Origin of the sequence: Aciduricibacillus chroicocephali (genome assembly GCF_030762805.1) — a bacterium.
Classification (GTDB): domain Bacteria; phylum Bacillota; class Bacilli; order Bacillales; family Amphibacillaceae; genus Aciduricibacillus; species Aciduricibacillus chroicocephali.
Genome location: NZ_CP129113.1, coordinates 1,902,409 through 1,920,135 on the forward strand (window position 1 = coordinate 1,902,409; position 17,727 = coordinate 1,920,135).

Consider the following 17,727-nt stretch of genomic DNA (forward strand, 5'->3'; position numbering starts at 1 on the left):
AGCACTTTGTACGGTGCTTGCTTTTTCATATTTTCCGAATGAATTGTAGCGGATTTCCTCCAGCCATCATACCGGCAGGCACATCTTTGTGGACAAGACTGCCTGCAGAAACAACCGCTCCATCTCCAATTGTTACACCAGGCAGAATTGTTGTGTTGGCACCGATCATTACATTGTCGCCAATTACAACATTGCCTGTCCGGTATTCATGGGTCAAATATTCGTGGGTCAGAATTGTCGTATTATAGCCGATAATCGTATTGCGCCCAACTTTAATTTTCTCCGGAAAAAGCAGGTCTGGCATTGCCATCAATGCAAACGCTGAGTGTTCGCCCACCTCCATACGAAGAAACAAGCGAAAAAGGATATTTTTCACTGTTATCCATGGAGTGTAACGCGACGTTTGAATGACAATGAAGTTTTTGACCACTTTTAAAAAAGAGACTGTCGAGTACATCCGAAAAAGCGGGTTCGGCCCTTCTACCGGAAAGCGGTCCACTTTTCTCATATAAGTTAGACCCCTATAATCTCTAGTAAATCTTCCATCTTTTCAAGCATGTAAGTAGGCTTGAAAGTTTCCAAAAATGTACGTCCTTTATGAGACCAGGCAACACCAGCTGTCCGTATTCCAGCATTTCTGCCAGCTTCGATATCATGGGAATTGTCACCAACCATAATTGTCGTCCGCGGGTCAGCCTTCAGTTCGTGCATCGCTTTGATTACAGGTTCAGGATGAGGTTTTGAATGTACGACATCATTAGCTGTGACGACAGTATTGAAAAAGCCATCCAGCCCTGTCAGCTTCAGTCCCATTTCAACAGTCTGATCCACTTTTGCCGTCACGATACCAAGTCCGAAGCCTTTGCGGTACAAAGTGGATACAACCTCCACAACACCTGGAAATGCTTCAACGAGAGCGTCATGGTGTTTAATATTATGTTCTCGATAGACCCGAATCATTTCATCAGCAAGTTCAGGATTTACCGCTTGGAATGTTTCCCGCAGCGGGGGCCCGTTGAATTGCAAAAGCTCCTCGCGTGAAAAATGAAGGTCGTAAAAGTCAAATGTATGTTGGAAAGAGGATAAGATCAATTCATTCGTATCAATCAAAGTTCCGTCCAGATCAAATAGAATCGTCTGTATAGCCAAATTATGTCATCCTTTCAGCTAATTTTATTTTTCTTGCCGTGGCTCACCGTTATATCGCACATTAGCAAGACCGCTTCTTCTTCGGTAAATCAGAATCAGAATGGCTGCCACAATCAACAGCAATGAGACGACTTGGGCGATACGAACGACGCCTGGAATGATGTACAAAGAATCTGTGCGCAATCCTTCAATGAAGTAACGGCCGACTGAATAAAGCATCATATAACTGAGGAATACTTCACCTCGGAGTGGATTTTTCTTTCTGATTAGCAGAAGAAGACCAAACACGATCAAATCCCAAACCGATTCATACAGGAATGTCGGGTAATATGTAACACCATCAATGCACATCTGATTCATAATGAAATCAGGCAAATATTGATGGAAATTTTCATAAGCAGCCTTTGACATCGGACCGCCATGCGCTTCCTGATTCATGAAATTTCCCCAGCGGCCAATTGCCTGTCCGAGAATCAGACTCGGCGCCAGAATGTCAGCCATCTTCCAGAATGAGATTCCTTTCACTCTCGTATAAACAATCGCAGTCAGTGTAGCACCAATTAGAGCTCCATGGATTGCAATGCCGCCTTCCCATACCGCAAACCACTTCCACCATGGCCCACCAACATAGGCATCCCACTCAAATAGAACATAATAGATCCTTGCAAAGATGATGGAAACGGGCACTGCAAGAATAACGAGATCGATAATTGAATCCTTCTCAAGATTCTGTTTCGCCGCTTCTCTTTGTGCCAAAAACAAACCGATGAAAACACCGGCAGCGATAATGACACCATACCAGTAAATCGGCAGTGAACCGATTTGAATAAATACTCTGTCCAAATGGGGTGCGCTGCAACTCATAGAACATCCCTCCTATTCCAAATCATGTTTTCCCTGTTCAATCATTGACGTAAGCCGATCGGAAAATTCCTCCGCCGGGTTCAGACCAAAGAGCTTTACTCGGAAATTCATAGCAGCTACTTCAATAATGACAGCGAGATTTCGTCCAGGACGAATCGGCACTGTCGCTTTTGGAAGGGTCACGTCCATGATCTGCGCTGTCTCATCTTCAAGGCCGAGCCGGTTATACTGCTTATTCTCAACCCACTCTTCCAAGTCGATGATCATGTTGATTTTTTTAAAACGGCGAACCGAACCAGCGCCGAACAATGTCATTACATTAATGATACCGAGACCGCGGATTTCAAGCAGATGCTCAATTAAGTTAGGTGCTGTACCAATTAGATTTTCATAATCCTCCTGGCGAATTTCTACACTGTCATCAGCGACAAGTCGGTGCCCACGCTTTACAAGCTCAAGTGCTGTTTCACTTTTGCCAATGCCGCTTTTACCCGTAATGAGAACGCCAACTCCATATATGTCGAGCAACACACCATGTACGGCAGTAAAAGGGGCGAACTTGGCTTCGAGATGATTTGTAAGTCTGCCAATGACCCGTGTCGTCTTCAAAGGTGAATGAAAAATTGGCATATCATATTTATTGCCCGCCTCAATGAATTCTTCTGGCACTTCCATTCCCCGGGCAATAATTACCGCCGGTGTTTCATCAGTAAACATACGTTTCAACCGATCCTGACGCGTTTCGTGATCCAATTCCAGGAAATAACTCATCTCCTTGCGCCCGATCAGCTGCAATCTCTCTGAGGCATAGTAGGCAAAATATCCGGTCATTTCAATACCTGGGCGTGAAATTTCACTCGTTGTAATTTTTCTGTCCAGTCCTTTTTCACCGGCAAGGAGGTTCATATTCAACCGACCAACAAGGTCTTTTGTCCGTACAAATCCCATAAAAACATCCTTTCGTTCAAGCTAAAAAATCGAGCTAGCAACTGTGATTTATTTTAGCATAAACAACTCAAGCATGACAGAAACAAGAAAAAAGCCCTCCCACTATTTCAGTAGGAGGACAATCTTCTAGGACACAATTGTGTCTTTGACTAGTTTGTTCAAAATGAGATTGATGATTGAAATAATAATCGCAGCGATAATAGCAGTACCAAAATTATCAATCACAAAGGAAGATCCCATAACTGCCTGGGCAATCATGAGTGTGATTGCGTTTATAATAAACAGGAACAAGCCGAGTGATATCACTGTGATTGGCAATGTCAGCAAAACGAGAAACGGTTTTACAATAACATTCAGAATCGCAAGGATAATGCTCGCGATAAAGGCAGCGCCGAACCCTTCCAAATGGAATGAGTCAAACAGCTGAGCCACAACAATCAGAGCAATCGCATTGAGAAATAGCGACAGAAACCATCGCAAAATCATCAGTAACCACTTCCTTCAGTCGGAATGATGAGAGCAGCAATCAGGTAGAAAATAACCAACGGTATTACGACTGTCACGAGCGCCAGCAAAACGAAAATGAGCCGGACGAGTGTCGGGTCGACATTGAAGTATTCAGAAATTCCACCTAGAACGCCGGCAACCATCTTATTTCTGCTTGAACGGTATAGCCTTTTCATACCGATTCCTCCCAATAAACATGATTCTGATTCATTTTTCCTGATTCAGACCTTTTGTAAACATACAATAAAGGAATCAATCAGCAAAATCCCAAACATAATAGTCTTCAACACCAAGCACTTCCATCGCTTCCTCCATCACTGTTTCGTCAAGCTTAGCTTTGCGGAGCATATCTCCAAGAATGCCGTCGGCCTGTGAATGGTGGGCTGCAATTGCTTCCATTTTACGTTCAAAATTATCCCGTACATCATACGTAACATCCGGTTCTCCAAGTATTTCACGATAATTCCGCTCGACTGGACGTGCCCACATCTTAGGACGTTTATCAGGATCAATCATGCGTAGCGCCTCAATTGTCGCAGCGGCAATTGCATTATGATCTGGATGGACACCGTAGAGTGGATGATAGGTAATGACAAGGCTCGGATTGATTTCTTCGATAAGTCCCTTCAGATGCTTAGCAACTTCCATTTTATCTTCGAATTCCATTGTTTTGTCCAAATAGCCGAGCATGCGCAAGTCACAATCAAGGATACGGCATGCTTCATCTAGTTCAGCTTCACGTATTTTTGCAAGGGACTCCCTGTTGGCGATTGGCGGAAATCCCATATTGCGTCCCATATTACCTGATGTTCCGCATAAATACGTAACAGGCGTACCTTCTTCACGCATTTTAATAATCGTACCCGCAGACCCGAATGATTCATCATCTGGATGCGGATAAATGATGACAACATGTCGTTCTTTACTCATTCCTTCCACCTAGTCCCTTCTGTTATTCGTTCCAAACGGTGTCTCACTAATTTCGAGAGCGACGAGCAAACGTCCGGCCGGGTCATGTCCAGCCATAAGCAGCTTATCTCCTTCGAACAGCTCCCAATCCGTCAATCCTTCAGCATAAACCCAGCCATATTCGAGCTTCAGACCGACACGGAATGAGTCACCTTTCGCCCCGACGATTTTTGCCTGGCTGTATTTTACTTGGGCATTGCGTACATAAGCTCCAACATTGAATGCTTCATCTCCGAAATGGCTCGCATACGCTCCATTCGTCGTTTCCACATGGATATAAACTGGTTTATTCAAAAATTGATCCAGCTGTTCCTGGACCGTATTCAATTCAATCGGTTTCATCAATTCCACTCCCTGCTACTTTCTATTCTACAAGATTAGAGAATATGATTCGTTTCGTCAAAACATTGAAACTGGAACGGCCGGCTGCAAAATGCAGTCGGCCGCTGAAAAAGTCCATCGTTATTACTCTATTTGCCGGCATGCTCTGCTTCTTCGGCCTCTTCTTTAATGTTGCGCATCCGTTCACGATCACGTTCCAATATCGGTTTCAAGTATTCGCCTGTATGGGAACCCGGCGTTTCTGCAACCTGCTCTGGTGTACCGGTCGCAATGATTTGCCCTCCGCCAGCTCCCCCTTCTGGACCAAGGTCAATAATATGGTCAGCTGCTTTGATAATATCAAGATTATGCTCGATGATCAGAACTGTATCACCGTTCTCGACGAGGCGCTGAAGCACAACAAGCAAACGCTTGATATCATCTGCATGCAATCCGGTTGTCGGTTCATCCAAGATATAGAATGACTTACCATTGGATCGTTTATGCAATTCACTGGCCAGTTTCATTCGCTGTGCTTCTCCGCCCGATAGCGTCGTCGCAGGTTGGCCGAGCTTTACATACCCAAGACCAACATCTACAATCGTCTGCAGCTTACGCTTGATTTTCGGGATATTGGCAAAGAATTCAAGTGCCTCTTCCACACGCATGTCTAGAACATCAGCAATTGATTTACCTTTATACTTCACTTCAAGCGTCTCACGATTGTATCGTTTACCATGACAAACTTCACACGGAACATAGACATCAGGAAGAAAATGCATTTCAATCTTGATTATGCCGTCACCTCTGCACGCTTCACAGCGGCCACCTTTAACATTGAAACTGAAACGCCCCTTTTTATAACCGCGCACCTTCGCTTCATTTGTCTGCGCGAATACATCACGCACGTCATCAAAGACACTTGTATATGTCGCTGGGTTCGAACGAGGCGTTCTACCAATCGGTGACTGATCAATATCAATTACTTTCTCAATATGTTCGAGGCCTGTTATATTTTTATGTTTGCCTGGCTTCACTTTGGCACGGTTCAAGTCCCGGGCGAGGCATTTATAAAGAATTTCGTTGATCAGTGTACTCTTTCCGGAACCAGAAACACCTGTGACAACAGTCATGATACCTAGCGGGAATGTTGCCGTTACATTTTTCAAGTTATTCTCTTTTGCTCCGGTAATCTTGATTTCCCGACCGTCCGGCTTGCGGCGTTCTTCCGGGAGCGGAATGAATTTCCGTCCTGATAAGTATGCACCTGTAAGCGAGTTTGGATCTTTGAGCACATCTTCCGGACGTCCAGCGGAAACAACTTGTCCACCATGTTCACCAGCTCCAGGTCCGATATCAATTAGCCAGTCTGCAGCCATCATCGTATCTTCATCATGTTCAACGACAATTAATGTATTGTCCAGGTCACGCATTTTCAACAAAGTGCCAATGAGTCTGTCATTGTCACGCTGATGAAGGCCGATTGAAGGTTCATCAAGTACATAGAGAACTCCAGATAGCGCTGAGCCTATCTGTGTGGCCAGCCTGATTCGCTGGGCTTCCCCGCCAGAAAGCGTGCCTGCTGTCCGTGACATCGTCAAATAATCGAGTCCGACATTTGCCAGGAATTCGAGTCGGTCACATATTTCTTTAAATATTAGACGAGCAATATTCGCTTCCTTCTCTGTCAATTTGACATCAGTGAAAAATTTCTTCGCTTCTGTAATTGAAAAATCACTGATTTCACCAATATGCATTCCATTGATGAGAACTGCACGGGCTTCCTCACGAAGACGATACCCTTTACAAGTCGGACACTTTTTCGTCGCCATATACTTTTCTAAAGTTTCGCGTACAAAATCGGATGTAGTCTCTTTGAAACGGCGTTCAATATTTTTAAGAACCCCTTCAAATTCAACAGTATGATCACGTGCTTTTCCGAAATCATTCACGTAGTAGAAACGGATTTTCTCCTTGCCGCTCCCATTTAGAATTTTATCCATCTGCTCTTGAGGCAAGTCTTTTACCGGCGTGTTCATATCAATTCCGTAATGCTCGCACACACTTTGCAGCAATTGCGGGTAGTATTGAGAACTGATTGGTTCCCAAGCCGCAATCGCATGTTCATTCAAAGTAAGATCCCAGTTCGGAATAACGAGATCAAGATCGACTTCCAGCTTCGAACCTAGTCCATCACAGCTTGGGCAGGCACCAAATGGACTGTTGAAAGAAAACAGACGCGGCTCGAGCTCCTCTATGGAGAAGCCACAAATTGGGCAAGCGTGTAATTCGCTGAAAACAAGCTCTTCTTCACCGATGACATCGACAATCATTTTGCCTTCTCCAAGGGATAAAGCTGTTTCAATTGAATCGCCAAGTCTTCCAGCGATTCCTTCCTTGATGACAACCCGGTCAATAACAGCCTCAATGGAGTGCTTCTTGTTCTTTTCAAGCTTGATTTCATCAGTCACTTCCATCATTTCACCGTCAATCCGAACCCGCACATAGCCTTCTTTACGAAGTTTCTCAAGTGCTTTCACATGCTCACCCTTGCGTCCGGAAACAATTGGTGCAAGGAGCTGCATCTTTGTGCGTTCAGGATATTCAAGCAGGCGATCGGTCATTTGCTGGACGGTCTGGGAAGTGATTTCGATTCCATGCTTTGGACAAGTTGGTCTTCCTATACGTGCATAAAGGAGACGCAGGTAATCATTGATTTCAGTAACTGTCCCGACAGTTGAGCGCGGGTTGCGGCTCGTTGTCTTCTGATCTATGGAAATAGCCGGAGACAAGCCTTCTATCGTGTCTACATCCGGTTTGTCCATCTGTCCGAGGAACTGGCGCGCATATGCAGAGAGCGATTCGACATAGCGACGCTGTCCTTCTGCATATATTGTGTCAAAGGCGAGTGATGATTTACCTGAACCGGAGAGTCCTGTCACGACGACAAGTTCATTTTTCGGAATCTCAACATCGATGTTTTTAAGATTATGAGCACGTGCACCTTGAACCCGGATCATTTTGTTCTGCATAGGCTGTTCACCCTTCCGATTTCAATTCAAAGACGATATCACGCAGTTCGGCGGCCCGTTCGAAGTCGAGTGCCTTGGCAGCATCCTTCATCTCTTTTTCCATCTTCTCTATCATTTTCTTCTTGTCTTTCTTCGTCATCTTAGAGAACTTCTCTGTTTTTGCTTTATATTCTTCAGATTCCTCAGCAGCAACTGTTGCGCGGATCACATCGCGTACGTTTTTCTGAATCGTCTGCGGTACAATGCCATGTTCTTCGTTATAGGCAATCTGTTTAGCTCGACGGCGCTGTGTTTCATCTATCGCCACTTGCATGGAGTTCGTAATCCTGTCTGCGTACATGATAACTTGACCATTAGCATTACGAGCAGCTCGTCCCATAGTCTGGATAAGCGAACGCTCTGACCGGAGGAACCCTTCCTTGTCCGCATCAAGAATTGCAACGAGTGAAACTTCAGGAATATCCAGCCCTTCCCTCAACAAGTTGATACCAATCAGTACATCATATGTGCCGACACGCAAATCTCGGATAATTTCAATCCGTTCTAATGTCTTAATTTCTGAATGGAGATAGGCAACTTTCATGCCTAGTTCTTTCAGATAGTCGGTCAAATCCTCTGACATCTTCTTTGTCAGAGTCGTAATGAGCACACGCTCATTCTTCTCAACACGTTTGTTGATTTCTCCTATCAGATCATCTATCTGGCCTTCGATCGGACGGATTTCAATAGGCGGATCAAGCAGCCCAGTCGGACGAATGATCTGCTCTGTCATATCCGGTGTATGTTCCAACTCATATGGTCCTGGAGTTGCGGATACATAGATGAGCTGGTTCGTCTTCTCTTCGAATTCATCAAACTTAAGTGGACGATTGTCCAGCGCTGATGGCAGACGGAAACCATGATCGACGAGTACCTGTTTACGAGCCTGGTCACCATTGTACATGCCGCGTATTTGCGGCAAAGTTACATGGGACTCATCGATAACGAGCAGGTAATCGTCAGGGAAGAAGTCTAATAATGTATAAGGTGTGGAGCCAGCTGGGCGGAGAGTAAGGTGACGGGAATAGTTCTCGATACCTGAACAGAAACCCATTTCTTCCATCATCTCAATATCATAGTTCGTCCGCTGCTCAAGACGCTGGGCCTCCAGCAATTTATTCTCTTCACGGAATTTGTTCAATTGCTCGGCTAGCTCTGCCTTGATGTTGACAATCGCTTTTTTCATCGTCTCCTCACCAGTTACGAAGTGGGAAGCTGGGAAAATCGCCACATGCTCACGGTCGCCAATTACTTCACCAGTGAGCGCATCCACTTCACGCATCCGGTCAATTTCATCACCGAAAAATTCGATACGTATGCAGCTTGCTTCTTTTGAAGCCGGAATGATTTCGACAGAATCACCGCGTACACGGAACGTTCCGCGCTGGAAGTCAATATCATTTCGTGCATATTGAATGTCAACGAGGTCTCGAAGCAGTTCATCTCTCTCTTTTTCCATTCCTGTACGGAGTGAAACAACCTGGCTGCTATATTCTTCCGGCGAACCGAGCCCATAGATGCAGGAAACACTAGCTACAATAAGGACATCACGGCGTTCAAACAACGCTGTTGTCGCCGAGTGACGCAGCTTATCAATTTCATCATTGATGCTGGCGTCTTTTTCTATAAAAGTATCAGTGGAAGGCACATAAGCTTCCGGCTGATAGTAGTCGTAGTAACTGACGAAATACTCAACCGCATTGTTAGGGAAAAACTCCTTGAACTCACTGTACAACTGCCCAGCAAGCGTTTTGTTGTGGGCAATGACAAGTGTCGGCCGATTGATTTCATTCACAACGTTGGAAACAGTAAAAGTTTTACCTGTACCTGTAGCGCCGAGAAGCGTCTGATGCCGCTGTCCAGCAAGAACTCTTTCCTTAAGCTCCTGAATCGCTTTCGGCTGATCTCCCTGCGGCTTGTACTCGGACACAAGCTCAAACTTGTCATTCACAAGGCAAACCCCCATCTATCCATATATTTTATCCGCACCATTTGTGTGGCCGGTAAGATTCGTACTTAAAACGCTATACTCCATTTTACCATATTACGAACAAGTATTCTCGCAAACGAACTTGGTAAAACAAGAAAAAACGGACGCCCTTTTCCAGACGTCCGTCTCAATTAACCTTGTTGAAACTCACTCATTCTTCTAGATGCATACTTCTGGTCATACGGTTCTCCAACTAGGACAAGTCCGAGGTGACGGTGATCTGTATCATAAAGCGCCGTCTGTTCAAATCGCTTCTCTCCATCATGGCCAATCACTTCCAGCTTGCAGAACGAACCGCTTGTTAGAAGTGCCTCTTCTAGATCAGCCACATTGGATATTTTTGTCCCATTAACTTTAGCGACGCGCTCCCCGACTTGGATACCTCCACGAGAAGCTGGAGAATTAGGCAGTACATCAAGTGCCATCAGCCCATCTTTTCTCTCATGGAAAATTGGATTGCTTCCTTGCTCACGTCTCCGCTGCTGGAAGTGAATCCATTCTTTGCCGAGGAAGGCGAGAATAAATGCTAATGGCGCTATACGGACGTCATAAATGGAAATACAAGCAACAATGACAACTGTAAAACCGACTGTCAGCAGCTGTTTTGCCAATCTAGCTCTTTCGGTAACAGGCAGATCGCCGTGTACTCGGTAGCTGAAACCAATAACAAACGGGATTAGCATAAGTCCGTACGTATTCCCACCGATTGTGACAGCTGGCCAAAAAGTCGATGAATGCTCGATTGCTCCTAAAGGAATCAATACGAAGAACGGAACAATGCCCATCTTTTTCAGTTGATGTCCACCAATCCATCGCCCTCTTTTACCAAGTTCAAGGGAAGGGAAAGATTCATTCGATTTCGTCCGTTTCAACATAAGTGCTTCACCGATAATGAGCAGTCCGGCAAGAATCGCCAGACCCGAATAGTTGACGCCATGTGGCAGAGACTCATTCAGAAATCCTGCAGTTCCAAACCAGTATGGCAGTATGTATAAGGCAAGAGCAGCGAGTACGATTGTATATCCGGCTGACAATAAAGAAAAGCGTATTGTAATTCCAAGAAGAACGACAGCCAGATTCACAACAAGAATTGTTTCGTATGAAAATACAAAACCAGCTCCAAGCATGATGATGCTAATGATAAGGCCTGCAAGAAGCGTGAGGCTCCAAACACCTTTTGTCTCAGCAAGCAGCGGTTTGACCATAATTCCAAAATCAAGTCGTTCACGCCTGATCCGCTGCAGGCTTGCGAAGAACATGATAAAAACTGCCAAATATAACATCGGGTTCAGGAAAACCCGCCCAATGCCTTTGACCAATTCCAAGAGCCAGGATTCAACCATTCTCCCGCCCCCTTCCTGAATCATTTACTCTACATATTTTAGCACAAACCGGCCGGACATGCCCATTTGGACAAAAGGAAACCCTCCGCACTGAACGCTGCGGAGGGTAACTTTCTATTTATAGAGTGTATCAAGAGCTTTTTCAAGCTGTTTGTCGTCTTTGCCTTCGCGAATATGATTGACGACTTCTGATTCAATCTTTTCCGTTGTTTGTTTATCAGCCTTGCCTGTTATTTTTAGTCCATTGCTCTTCTGGAAAGCCTTGACTGCTTTTTCGGTCTCCTTGCTGAAATAACCGTCAGTTCTTCCTGGGTCAAATCCAAGTCCCTTCAGCATGATCTGCAAGTTCTCAATGTCATCACTTGTATGGTCGACTGTCAATACTTTATCAGCCTGTACAGGATTGGCATAGTAATACTTTGGTTGTTTCTGTTCAATCGTCGGTTTGACCCCCTTTTTATGGATCCAGTTGCCATCTGGGGAGAGCCACTTATAAAATGTCAGCTTGATTGTACTGCCATCACCTAGCGGAACAGCCTGCTGGACAGTACCTTTACCGAAGCTTTTCGTTCCGACAGTATCATAGCCTGTTTCTTTCAACGCTACAGCTAGAATTTCAGAGGCAGATGCGCTACCTTCATCAGTAAGCACTGAAATTGGATAGTCTTTTTTCTTCTTCAAGTCGGAGTAGTGTGGCTCTTTATTTCCTTTACGATCCTCAATCTGGACAAAAGGCTTGTCATTCGGAACAAAGTTCCCAAGGATATCCTCGACTGAGTTCAGCAGACCTCCTGGATTTCCTCTTACATCGATGATCAGTCCTTGCATGCCTTTTTTCTCAAGTTTCTTAAGTGCCTTGTTGAAATCATCAGCCGTCGTTTCTGAGAATGAAGTCAGTTTAATGACGCCTGTTTTCTTGCCATCAACCGTCTTCATGCTTGATTCAACAGTTTCCAAAGGTATTTCATCCCTCGTGATTTCCTTGCTGAAAGCACTTTTTGCACCAGGACGCTTGATTTCCAGCTTTACTTTAGATCCCTTTTTGCCCCTGATCTTCTCAACAGCTTCATTTAAATCGAGTCCCGCAATGCTTTTACCATCGATTTTAAGGATTTGGTCTTTCGGACGCAGTCCTGCTTTTTCGGCAGGTGAGCCTTTGATTGGGGATACAATCGTCACTTTGCCTTCCTGCATGCTTACTTCCGCACCAATTCCTTCAAATGATGCTTCGATCTGTTCATTGAACTGCTTCATCGTCTCTGCATCCATATATGTACTGTATGGATCCTTGAGCGCCTCAAGCATCCCTTGAATCGCACCTTCAGTAAGTTTCTTGTCGCTTGCCTTTTCAACATAATGTTTCTGAATCAGCTTATAGGCTTGGTTGATTTTTGCCATGGAGGCCGATTGATTGCCGTCTTCTGCTTCACCCTCTGTCCCGTTATCACTAGGGACAAGACCAATTCCTTCTTCCTGGAATTTCGCAATTGACCATCTGATGCCTGCGTAACCGCCGGCGGCAGCCCCGATCAAGAGCATAAGTATGAGCAGCAGGACGATCTTTGTCCTGTTTCGTTTCATGATATCCACACCTCTTTAAGCTACTTTGTTCGTCCAACCATTTTACCAAAAAAAGACGTCCCACAGTAAGTGTGACGCCTTTTTGTAAAATATATGCTTTTGATTAACAATTCATGATTCGTAATCAGCTTATGGCAGTACTGTTGCCGGGTCAATGGAATTGCTCTTCGCTGCGTTCCAGCCACCATGATGGACTTCGAAGTGAAGATGTGGACCTGTTGATTGACCTGTGTTTCCAATTGCACCAACAAGATCACCCGTATCCACATGTTGACCTGCACTAACAGAAATCTTGCTCATATGTGCATAAAGTGTCGTATATGTTGTACCGCCCATAGAGTGGGCAATCAATACAACATTTCCATAACCATTCATCTGTCCATCATTCGGTGTGTTTGTAGAAATAACAACACCTGGAGCTGCTGCTTTGACAGGAGTCCCTATTACATTTGCAATATCAAGCCCTGCATGCAATGTTCCCCAGCGATGTCCGTAACCGGATGATAGAGCTCCTGATGCCGGCCAGCTGAACTTCGCACTTCCTCCCGTTGAAGGCACACTGCCTGAATAGCTGCTCGTCCCTGAAGAGGATGAGGTTGAAGCTGAAGTTTGATGCTGAGACGATCTTGCTGCCTGTTCTTCAGCTTCTCTCGCCTGACGTTCAATTTCTCCTTTTTTGCCTTCTGCAAGAGAAATGGCTTTATGTACTGCTTCTTCCTGAGCTGCAAGAATTCTCTGTTCATCGTCAATGCTAACTTTGAATTCCTCAAGATGCTTATGTTCTTGTTCAAGTGATGCCATAAGCTTATCTTTTTCAGATTTTTGGTCATCTAGTGAAGCCTTCAAATGATCGAGATCTTTCTTTTGAGCAACAAGCTTTTCTTTCTTATTCTTCTCTTCGGATTTTTTGTTTTCAACAGATTTTTTCTTGCTTTGAAGTTTTTTCTTATCTGCCTCAAGTTCTTCCATGATCGTTTTATCTTGATCCATAATTGTGCCAACAGCGGTTGAGCGGCTTATGAAGTCTCCAATATCTTGGGAGCCCATGAGAACTTCAAGATATTTGATCGTTCCGCCACTTTCCTGAATGGACTTCATACGATCTTTAAGAATTTCTTCACGTTTTTTAATTTTATCTTTCAGTACTTCGATTTCATCATGCAGCTTGCGAATTTCTGTTTCAAGTTTCTTAATCTGTTCATTCGTTTTAGTAATAGACTTTTTCTTATCATTAATCTTCTTAAAAGTCTTTCCGAGTTCTTCTTCCAACTCACTCAGTTGTTTTTCCACCGTTTCCTGCTTACTTTCATTTTCATTCAGCTTTGCTTCAGTGTCTTTCTTATTGCCAGAAAGATTCGCTTTCTGTTCTCTAATGTTGCTTTTCTTCTTGTTCAGATCATCAATTTCTTTCTGAACATCACTAGCGGATTTTGCTGAAACCGTATGAATCTCAGCTGTTGTTCCAACTCCGATTAGAAGCGCTGGAATGAGCAGGCAGGCACTAAGTTTATTTTTCAATTCCGTATGCTCCTCTCTTCAGCATAATTTGCGATATTGTTTGATTTGTATTGTATGAGGTTATATTTTAAGGAACTTCCGTATACTCATGACACTGCCCCAAACACCAATCAAGACGCCAAGCAATATTACGATAATGGATAGCTCAAATGCGAACGGGTTATATGGAAGCAGATCCATGAATGAATAACTGATTTTCCCTTTGACGTAATGATCAAGATAATAATAGCCTGATAGAATCAGGATAATCGGGACAACTGAACCGAGCAGTCCGAGGAGCATGCCTTCAATGAAAAATGGCCAACGGATAAATCCATTTGTCGCACCAACCAGTTTCATGATGCCAATCTCTTTGCTTCGTGCCATAATTGTCAGTTTGATTGTATTTGAAATCAGGAAAATCGCCGTGAACAGCAAGCCAACGATCAGTACGATTCCAATGGCTCGTGCGTATTTATTAAACTGGAACAGGCGCTTTACTGTTTCTTCTCCATAATTCACTTTCTCTACATAGTTCATCTTTTCGATAGTCTTTGCTTTAGCAACGGTATCTTCCGGATTGGATGTTTTTACTTTATACACGTGATTCAGCGGGTTATCCTTCTCAAAAATTTCCCACGACCGAGCATTATCTCCGAAGCTTTTCTTAAGCTGCTTTAACTCGTCCTCCTTGGAAGAGAAGACAACTGACTTCACGCCATCCATCTGTTCAAGCTCTTCTCCAAGAAGTTTAATATCAGCTTCATCGGCCGTATTATCAATTAAGACATCGATTTGAATATCTTGTTCTACCTTTTTTGCAATCTGATTCAAGTTAAGGATGATCGCAAGTGACGCGGCTACAAGGACTAGCGTTGTCGTAACCGCTGCAACTGCGGCTACTGTCATCCAACCATTACGGAATATGTTCTTCATCGCTTCTCGGGCATGACGTGAGAGTGTACTAAATTTCATAGCCATATTCCCCCAATGCCTCGTCTCTTGCAATGGTACCGTTCTCAATCGCAATGACTCGTTTACGGATTGTATCGACAATCTCTCTGCTGTGAGTCGCCATGATTAAAGTCGTACCCCGACGGTTGATTTCCTCGAAGATCTGCATGATCTCCCAAGATGTATCTGGATCGATGTTGCCTGTAGGCTCATCTGCAATGACAATCTTCGGACGGTTAACAATTGCCCTTGCAATCGAAATCCGCTGCTGTTCCCCACCAGAAAGCTCATCCGGCAAGAAGCGGGATTTGTTCTTCAACCCGACAAGATCCAGTACTTCCAAGACGCGTGTTCGCATAGTGGAAGGCGGAGCTTCAATCACTTCCATAGCAAAAGCGACATTTTCATAGGCTGTCAGTTTCGGCAACAGCTTAAAGTCCTGGAAGACTACACCAATGTCCCGTCTCAACATCGGGACTTGTTTCTCTTTTATCGTTGAAAGTTCTTTTTCATTAATAACAATATCTCCAGCGGTCGCTTTTTCTTCTCTATATATAAGCTTGATAAATGTCGATTTGCCGGCACCACTTGGACCGACAACATAGACAAATTCGCCTTTATCAATTTCGACATTAATGCCGTTTAGCGCCGTGACCCCATTTCCATATGTTTTGTATACATTTTTCATTGAAATCATCTGCACTGCATACCACCTTTAATTCCTGTGTAAACCGGTTAATTTTAAGTCGTAATTTTATATGTATTTGCTTAACGAACAAGCTAGCCTTCTGGCAATCCACCTCATTATAACACTATTTATCAACGCATTCCGACACAAAAACATTACATTTACATTTCATATTGAAATACTTTTCGACAAAATGAAAGGCAAAAAAGCAGAGACTGCTGATCTGCAGTCTCTGCTTTTTTTGGAATTACTTATGTTCGGCAAGCCATGTAGAAAGAATACTGATATCACCATCGGCAAGGTTTCCTTTAAAGCCAGGCATGCCGCCTCTACCTTTTTCAATGATTTTCTTGATTTCACTTTCACTCAGCTGTGAACCAATATTTTTCAAGCTTGGACCCGCTCCGCCAGACAAATCTTGTGCATGGCATGAAGCACAGTTGTTGGAGAATAGTTCTTCTGCTTTTGCAGAATCTACTTTGCTTTCTCCAGGTGTTGCAGGTTTAGATGTTTCAGTTTTATTATTGTTGTTTTTCTCTTTGCTGTCAGAATCATCATTTCCGCATGCTCCAAGTACTAGAGCGGAGCCAAATACAATTGCCATAAGCCATTTCTTCACGATTCCATTCCCCCTTAGTCGGTTAATAGTTTCCTAACTATTATAACCGAACAAGGAAGAATTAAACAGAGAAGTCCGGGATATTAAACATATCCCGGACGATAGAAAGAGACTACTTTACTTGTGAACGCAAGTATGCATCAATAAACTGATCAATATCGCCATCCATAACACCTTGGACATTACCAGCTTCGGTATTCGTACGATGGTCTTTTACCATTGAGTAAGGATGGAAAACATATGAGCGAATTTGGCTTCCCCAGCCGATTTCCTTCTGTTCTCCGCGCAATTCAGCGACCTCTGCCTGCTTCTTCTCCAGTTCAAGTTGATGAAGCTTCGCCTTCAGCATTTTCATAGCCTGCTCACGGTTCTTAATCTGAGAACGCTCAGACTGGCATGTGACTACTGTATTAGTTGGAGTATGGGTAATCCGTACAGCAGAGTCAGTAGTGTTAACGTGCTGACCACCTGCACCACTTGAACGATAAGTGTCGATTTTAAGATCGTCTGACTTAATCTCGATATCTACATCTTCAGTAAGTTCTGGAATAACATCACAGGATACAAAAGATGTATGACGACGACCTGAAGAGTCAAACGGTGAAATTCGGACAAGGCGGTGTACACCTTTTTCTGCTTTAAGGTAACCATAAGCATTATGTCCCTTGATCATAAGAGTGACACTCTTTACACCAGCTTCATCACCAGGAAGATAGTCGAGTGTTTCCACTTTGTAACCTTTATCTTCTGCCCAGCGCTGGTACATGCGAAGGAGCATGCTTGCCCAATCTTGAGACTCAGTTCCTCCCGCACCTGGATGCAATTCCAAGATGGCATTATTCGCATCATATGGATCGCTTAAAAGCATTTGCAGTTCAAAATCACCGACATCGTTTGTGAGTGTTTGAATTTCTTGTTCTAGTTCTGCAAACAGTTCTGCGTCATTTTCCTCTTTGACAAGTTCATAGGAAACTTCCAAGTCATCCAGACGGCCTGCAATTTCTTCAAAGCTGTTCACATAACTTTTAAGCCCGTTTGCTTCATTGATGACTTTCTGAGCTGATTCCTGGTCATTCCAGAAATCTCCCGCAGACATTAGTTCTTCAAGTTCGCCAATTCTTGTTTTCTTCGTATCGAGGTCAAAGAGACCCCCTAAAATCTTCGACGCGCGAAGTTATTTGGTCAAGCTTCTGTTTAATTTCGGATAGTTCCATATGATTCACCTC

17 protein-coding genes are annotated in these 17,727 nt (G+C 44.0%); all 17 read right to left on the reverse strand.

The window, feature by feature from the left end:
• Positions 1 to 25 precede the first annotated feature (25 nt).
• Positions 26 to 508, reverse strand: a complete 483-nt coding sequence (locus QR721_RS09970) for an acyltransferase (RefSeq protein ID WP_348026500.1) — start codon at positions 506 to 508, stop codon at positions 26 to 28.
• A 5-nt stretch (positions 509 to 513) separates the two neighbouring features.
• On the reverse strand, positions 514 to 1,149 hold the full coding sequence (ppaX, locus tag QR721_RS09975; RefSeq protein WP_348026502.1) for a pyrophosphatase PpaX: 636 nt from the start codon (positions 1,147 to 1,149) through the stop codon (positions 514 to 516).
• A 24-nt stretch (positions 1,150 to 1,173) separates the two neighbouring features.
• Entirely contained in the window at positions 1,174 to 2,013 is an 840-nt protein-coding gene (gene lgt / locus QR721_RS09980) for a prolipoprotein diacylglyceryl transferase (protein ID WP_348026504.1), read from the reverse strand.
• Positions 2,014 to 2,025: 12 nt separating this feature from the next.
• On the reverse strand, positions 2,026 to 2,961 hold the full coding sequence (gene hprK, locus QR721_RS09985; RefSeq protein WP_348026506.1) for an HPr(Ser) kinase/phosphatase: 936 nt from the start codon (positions 2,959 to 2,961) through the stop codon (positions 2,026 to 2,028).
• A 126-nt stretch (positions 2,962 to 3,087) separates the two neighbouring features.
• Positions 3,088 to 3,447: a phage holin family protein gene (locus QR721_RS09990; RefSeq protein WP_348026508.1), complete on the reverse strand. Its 360-nt coding sequence runs from the start codon at positions 3,445 to 3,447 to the stop codon at positions 3,088 to 3,090.
• Positions 3,447 to 3,644, reverse strand: a complete 198-nt coding sequence (locus tag QR721_RS09995) for a PspC domain-containing protein (protein ID WP_348026510.1) — start codon at positions 3,642 to 3,644, stop codon at positions 3,447 to 3,449. The genes QR721_RS09990 and QR721_RS09995 overlap by 1 nt, the downstream gene beginning before the upstream one ends.
• A gap of 76 nt (positions 3,645 to 3,720) precedes the next feature.
• On the reverse strand, positions 3,721 to 4,398 hold the full coding sequence (gene bshB2, locus QR721_RS10000) for a bacillithiol biosynthesis deacetylase BshB2 (protein WP_348026512.1): 678 nt from the start codon (positions 4,396 to 4,398) through the stop codon (positions 3,721 to 3,723).
• Between the two features lie 9 nt (positions 4,399 to 4,407).
• Positions 4,408 to 4,779, reverse strand: coding sequence for a YojF family protein (locus tag QR721_RS10005; protein WP_348026514.1), 372 nt, complete (start codon positions 4,777 to 4,779; stop codon positions 4,408 to 4,410).
• Between the two features lie 128 nt (positions 4,780 to 4,907).
• Complete coding sequence (gene uvrA, locus QR721_RS10010) at positions 4,908 to 7,790, reverse strand: excinuclease ABC subunit UvrA (RefSeq protein ID WP_348026515.1); 2,883 nt, start codon at positions 7,788 to 7,790, stop codon at positions 4,908 to 4,910.
• A gap of 7 nt (positions 7,791 to 7,797) precedes the next feature.
• Positions 7,798 to 9,780, reverse strand: coding sequence for an excinuclease ABC subunit UvrB (gene uvrB, locus QR721_RS10015; protein ID WP_348026517.1), 1,983 nt, complete (start codon positions 9,778 to 9,780; stop codon positions 7,798 to 7,800).
• A gap of 170 nt (positions 9,781 to 9,950) precedes the next feature.
• Complete coding sequence (locus QR721_RS10020) at positions 9,951 to 11,162, reverse strand: PDZ domain-containing protein (protein WP_348026519.1); 1,212 nt, start codon at positions 11,160 to 11,162, stop codon at positions 9,951 to 9,953.
• 114 nt (positions 11,163 to 11,276) lie between these two features.
• On the reverse strand, positions 11,277 to 12,743 hold the full coding sequence (locus QR721_RS10025) for a S41 family peptidase (RefSeq protein WP_348026521.1): 1,467 nt from the start codon (positions 12,741 to 12,743) through the stop codon (positions 11,277 to 11,279).
• Positions 12,744 to 12,872: 129 nt separating this feature from the next.
• Positions 12,873 to 14,261 carry a murein hydrolase activator EnvC family protein gene (locus QR721_RS10030; RefSeq protein ID WP_348026523.1) on the reverse strand — a complete coding sequence of 463 codons (1,389 nt, stop codon included), beginning with the start codon at positions 14,259 to 14,261 and terminating at the stop codon, positions 12,873 to 12,875.
• A 60-nt stretch (positions 14,262 to 14,321) separates the two neighbouring features.
• Positions 14,322 to 15,215, reverse strand: a complete 894-nt coding sequence (ftsX, locus tag QR721_RS10035; RefSeq protein ID WP_348026525.1) for a permease-like cell division protein FtsX — start codon at positions 15,213 to 15,215, stop codon at positions 14,322 to 14,324.
• Positions 15,205 to 15,891, reverse strand: a complete 687-nt coding sequence (ftsE, locus tag QR721_RS10040; RefSeq protein WP_348029828.1) for a cell division ATP-binding protein FtsE — start codon at positions 15,889 to 15,891, stop codon at positions 15,205 to 15,207. Before ftsE ends, ftsX begins: the two co-directional genes overlap by 11 nt.
• 238 nt (positions 15,892 to 16,129) lie before the next feature.
• Positions 16,130 to 16,501 carry a cytochrome c551 gene (cccB, locus tag QR721_RS10045; RefSeq protein WP_348026527.1) on the reverse strand — a complete coding sequence of 124 codons (372 nt, stop codon included), beginning with the start codon at positions 16,499 to 16,501 and terminating at the stop codon, positions 16,130 to 16,132.
• A 112-nt stretch (positions 16,502 to 16,613) separates the two neighbouring features.
• Positions 16,614 to 17,715 (reverse strand): peptide chain release factor 2 gene (gene prfB, locus QR721_RS10050; RefSeq protein ID WP_348026529.1). Its coding sequence is split into 2 segments (ribosomal slippage): positions 16,614 to 17,642 and positions 17,644 to 17,715, totalling 1,101 coding nucleotides; the frame shifts between segments, so codons are not numbered across the junction.
• Between the last annotated feature and the right edge of the window lie 12 nt (positions 17,716 to 17,727).

Bases quoted from the DNA above. Each gene is read 5' to 3' on its own strand.
- QR721_RS09970 (WP_348026500.1), bottom strand. From the start codon at position 508: ATGAGAAAAGTGGACCGCTTTCCGGTAGAAGGGCCGAACCCGCTTTTT.
- lgt (WP_348026504.1), bottom strand. From the start codon at position 2,013: ATGAGTTGCAGCGCACCCCATTTGGACAGAGTATTTATTCAAATCGGT.
- hprK (WP_348026506.1), bottom strand. From the start codon at position 2,961: ATGGGATTTGTACGGACAAAAGACCTTGTTGGTCGGTTGAATATGAAC.
- QR721_RS09990 (WP_348026508.1), bottom strand. From the start codon at position 3,447: ATGATTTTGCGATGGTTTCTGTCGCTATTTCTCAATGCGATTGCTCTG.
- QR721_RS09995 (WP_348026510.1), bottom strand. From the start codon at position 3,644: ATGAAAAGGCTATACCGTTCAAGCAGAAATAAGATGGTTGCCGGCGTT.
- bshB2 (WP_348026512.1), bottom strand. From the start codon at position 4,398: ATGAGTAAAGAACGACATGTTGTCATCATTTATCCGCATCCAGATGAT.
- QR721_RS10005 (WP_348026514.1), bottom strand. From the start codon at position 4,779: ATGAAACCGATTGAATTGAATACGGTCCAGGAACAGCTGGATCAATTT.
- uvrA (WP_348026515.1), bottom strand. From the start codon at position 7,790: ATGCAGAACAAAATGATCCGGGTTCAAGGTGCACGTGCTCATAATCTT.
- QR721_RS10020 (WP_348026519.1), bottom strand. From the start codon at position 11,162: ATGGTTGAATCCTGGCTCTTGGAATTGGTCAAAGGCATTGGGCGGGTT.
- QR721_RS10025 (WP_348026521.1), bottom strand. From the start codon at position 12,743: ATGAAACGAAACAGGACAAAGATCGTCCTGCTGCTCATACTTATGCTC.
- ftsX (WP_348026525.1), bottom strand. From the start codon at position 15,215: ATGAAATTTAGTACACTCTCACGTCATGCCCGAGAAGCGATGAAGAAC.
- ftsE (WP_348029828.1), bottom strand. From the start codon at position 15,891: ATGATTTCAATGAAAAATGTATACAAAACATATGGAAATGGGGTCACG.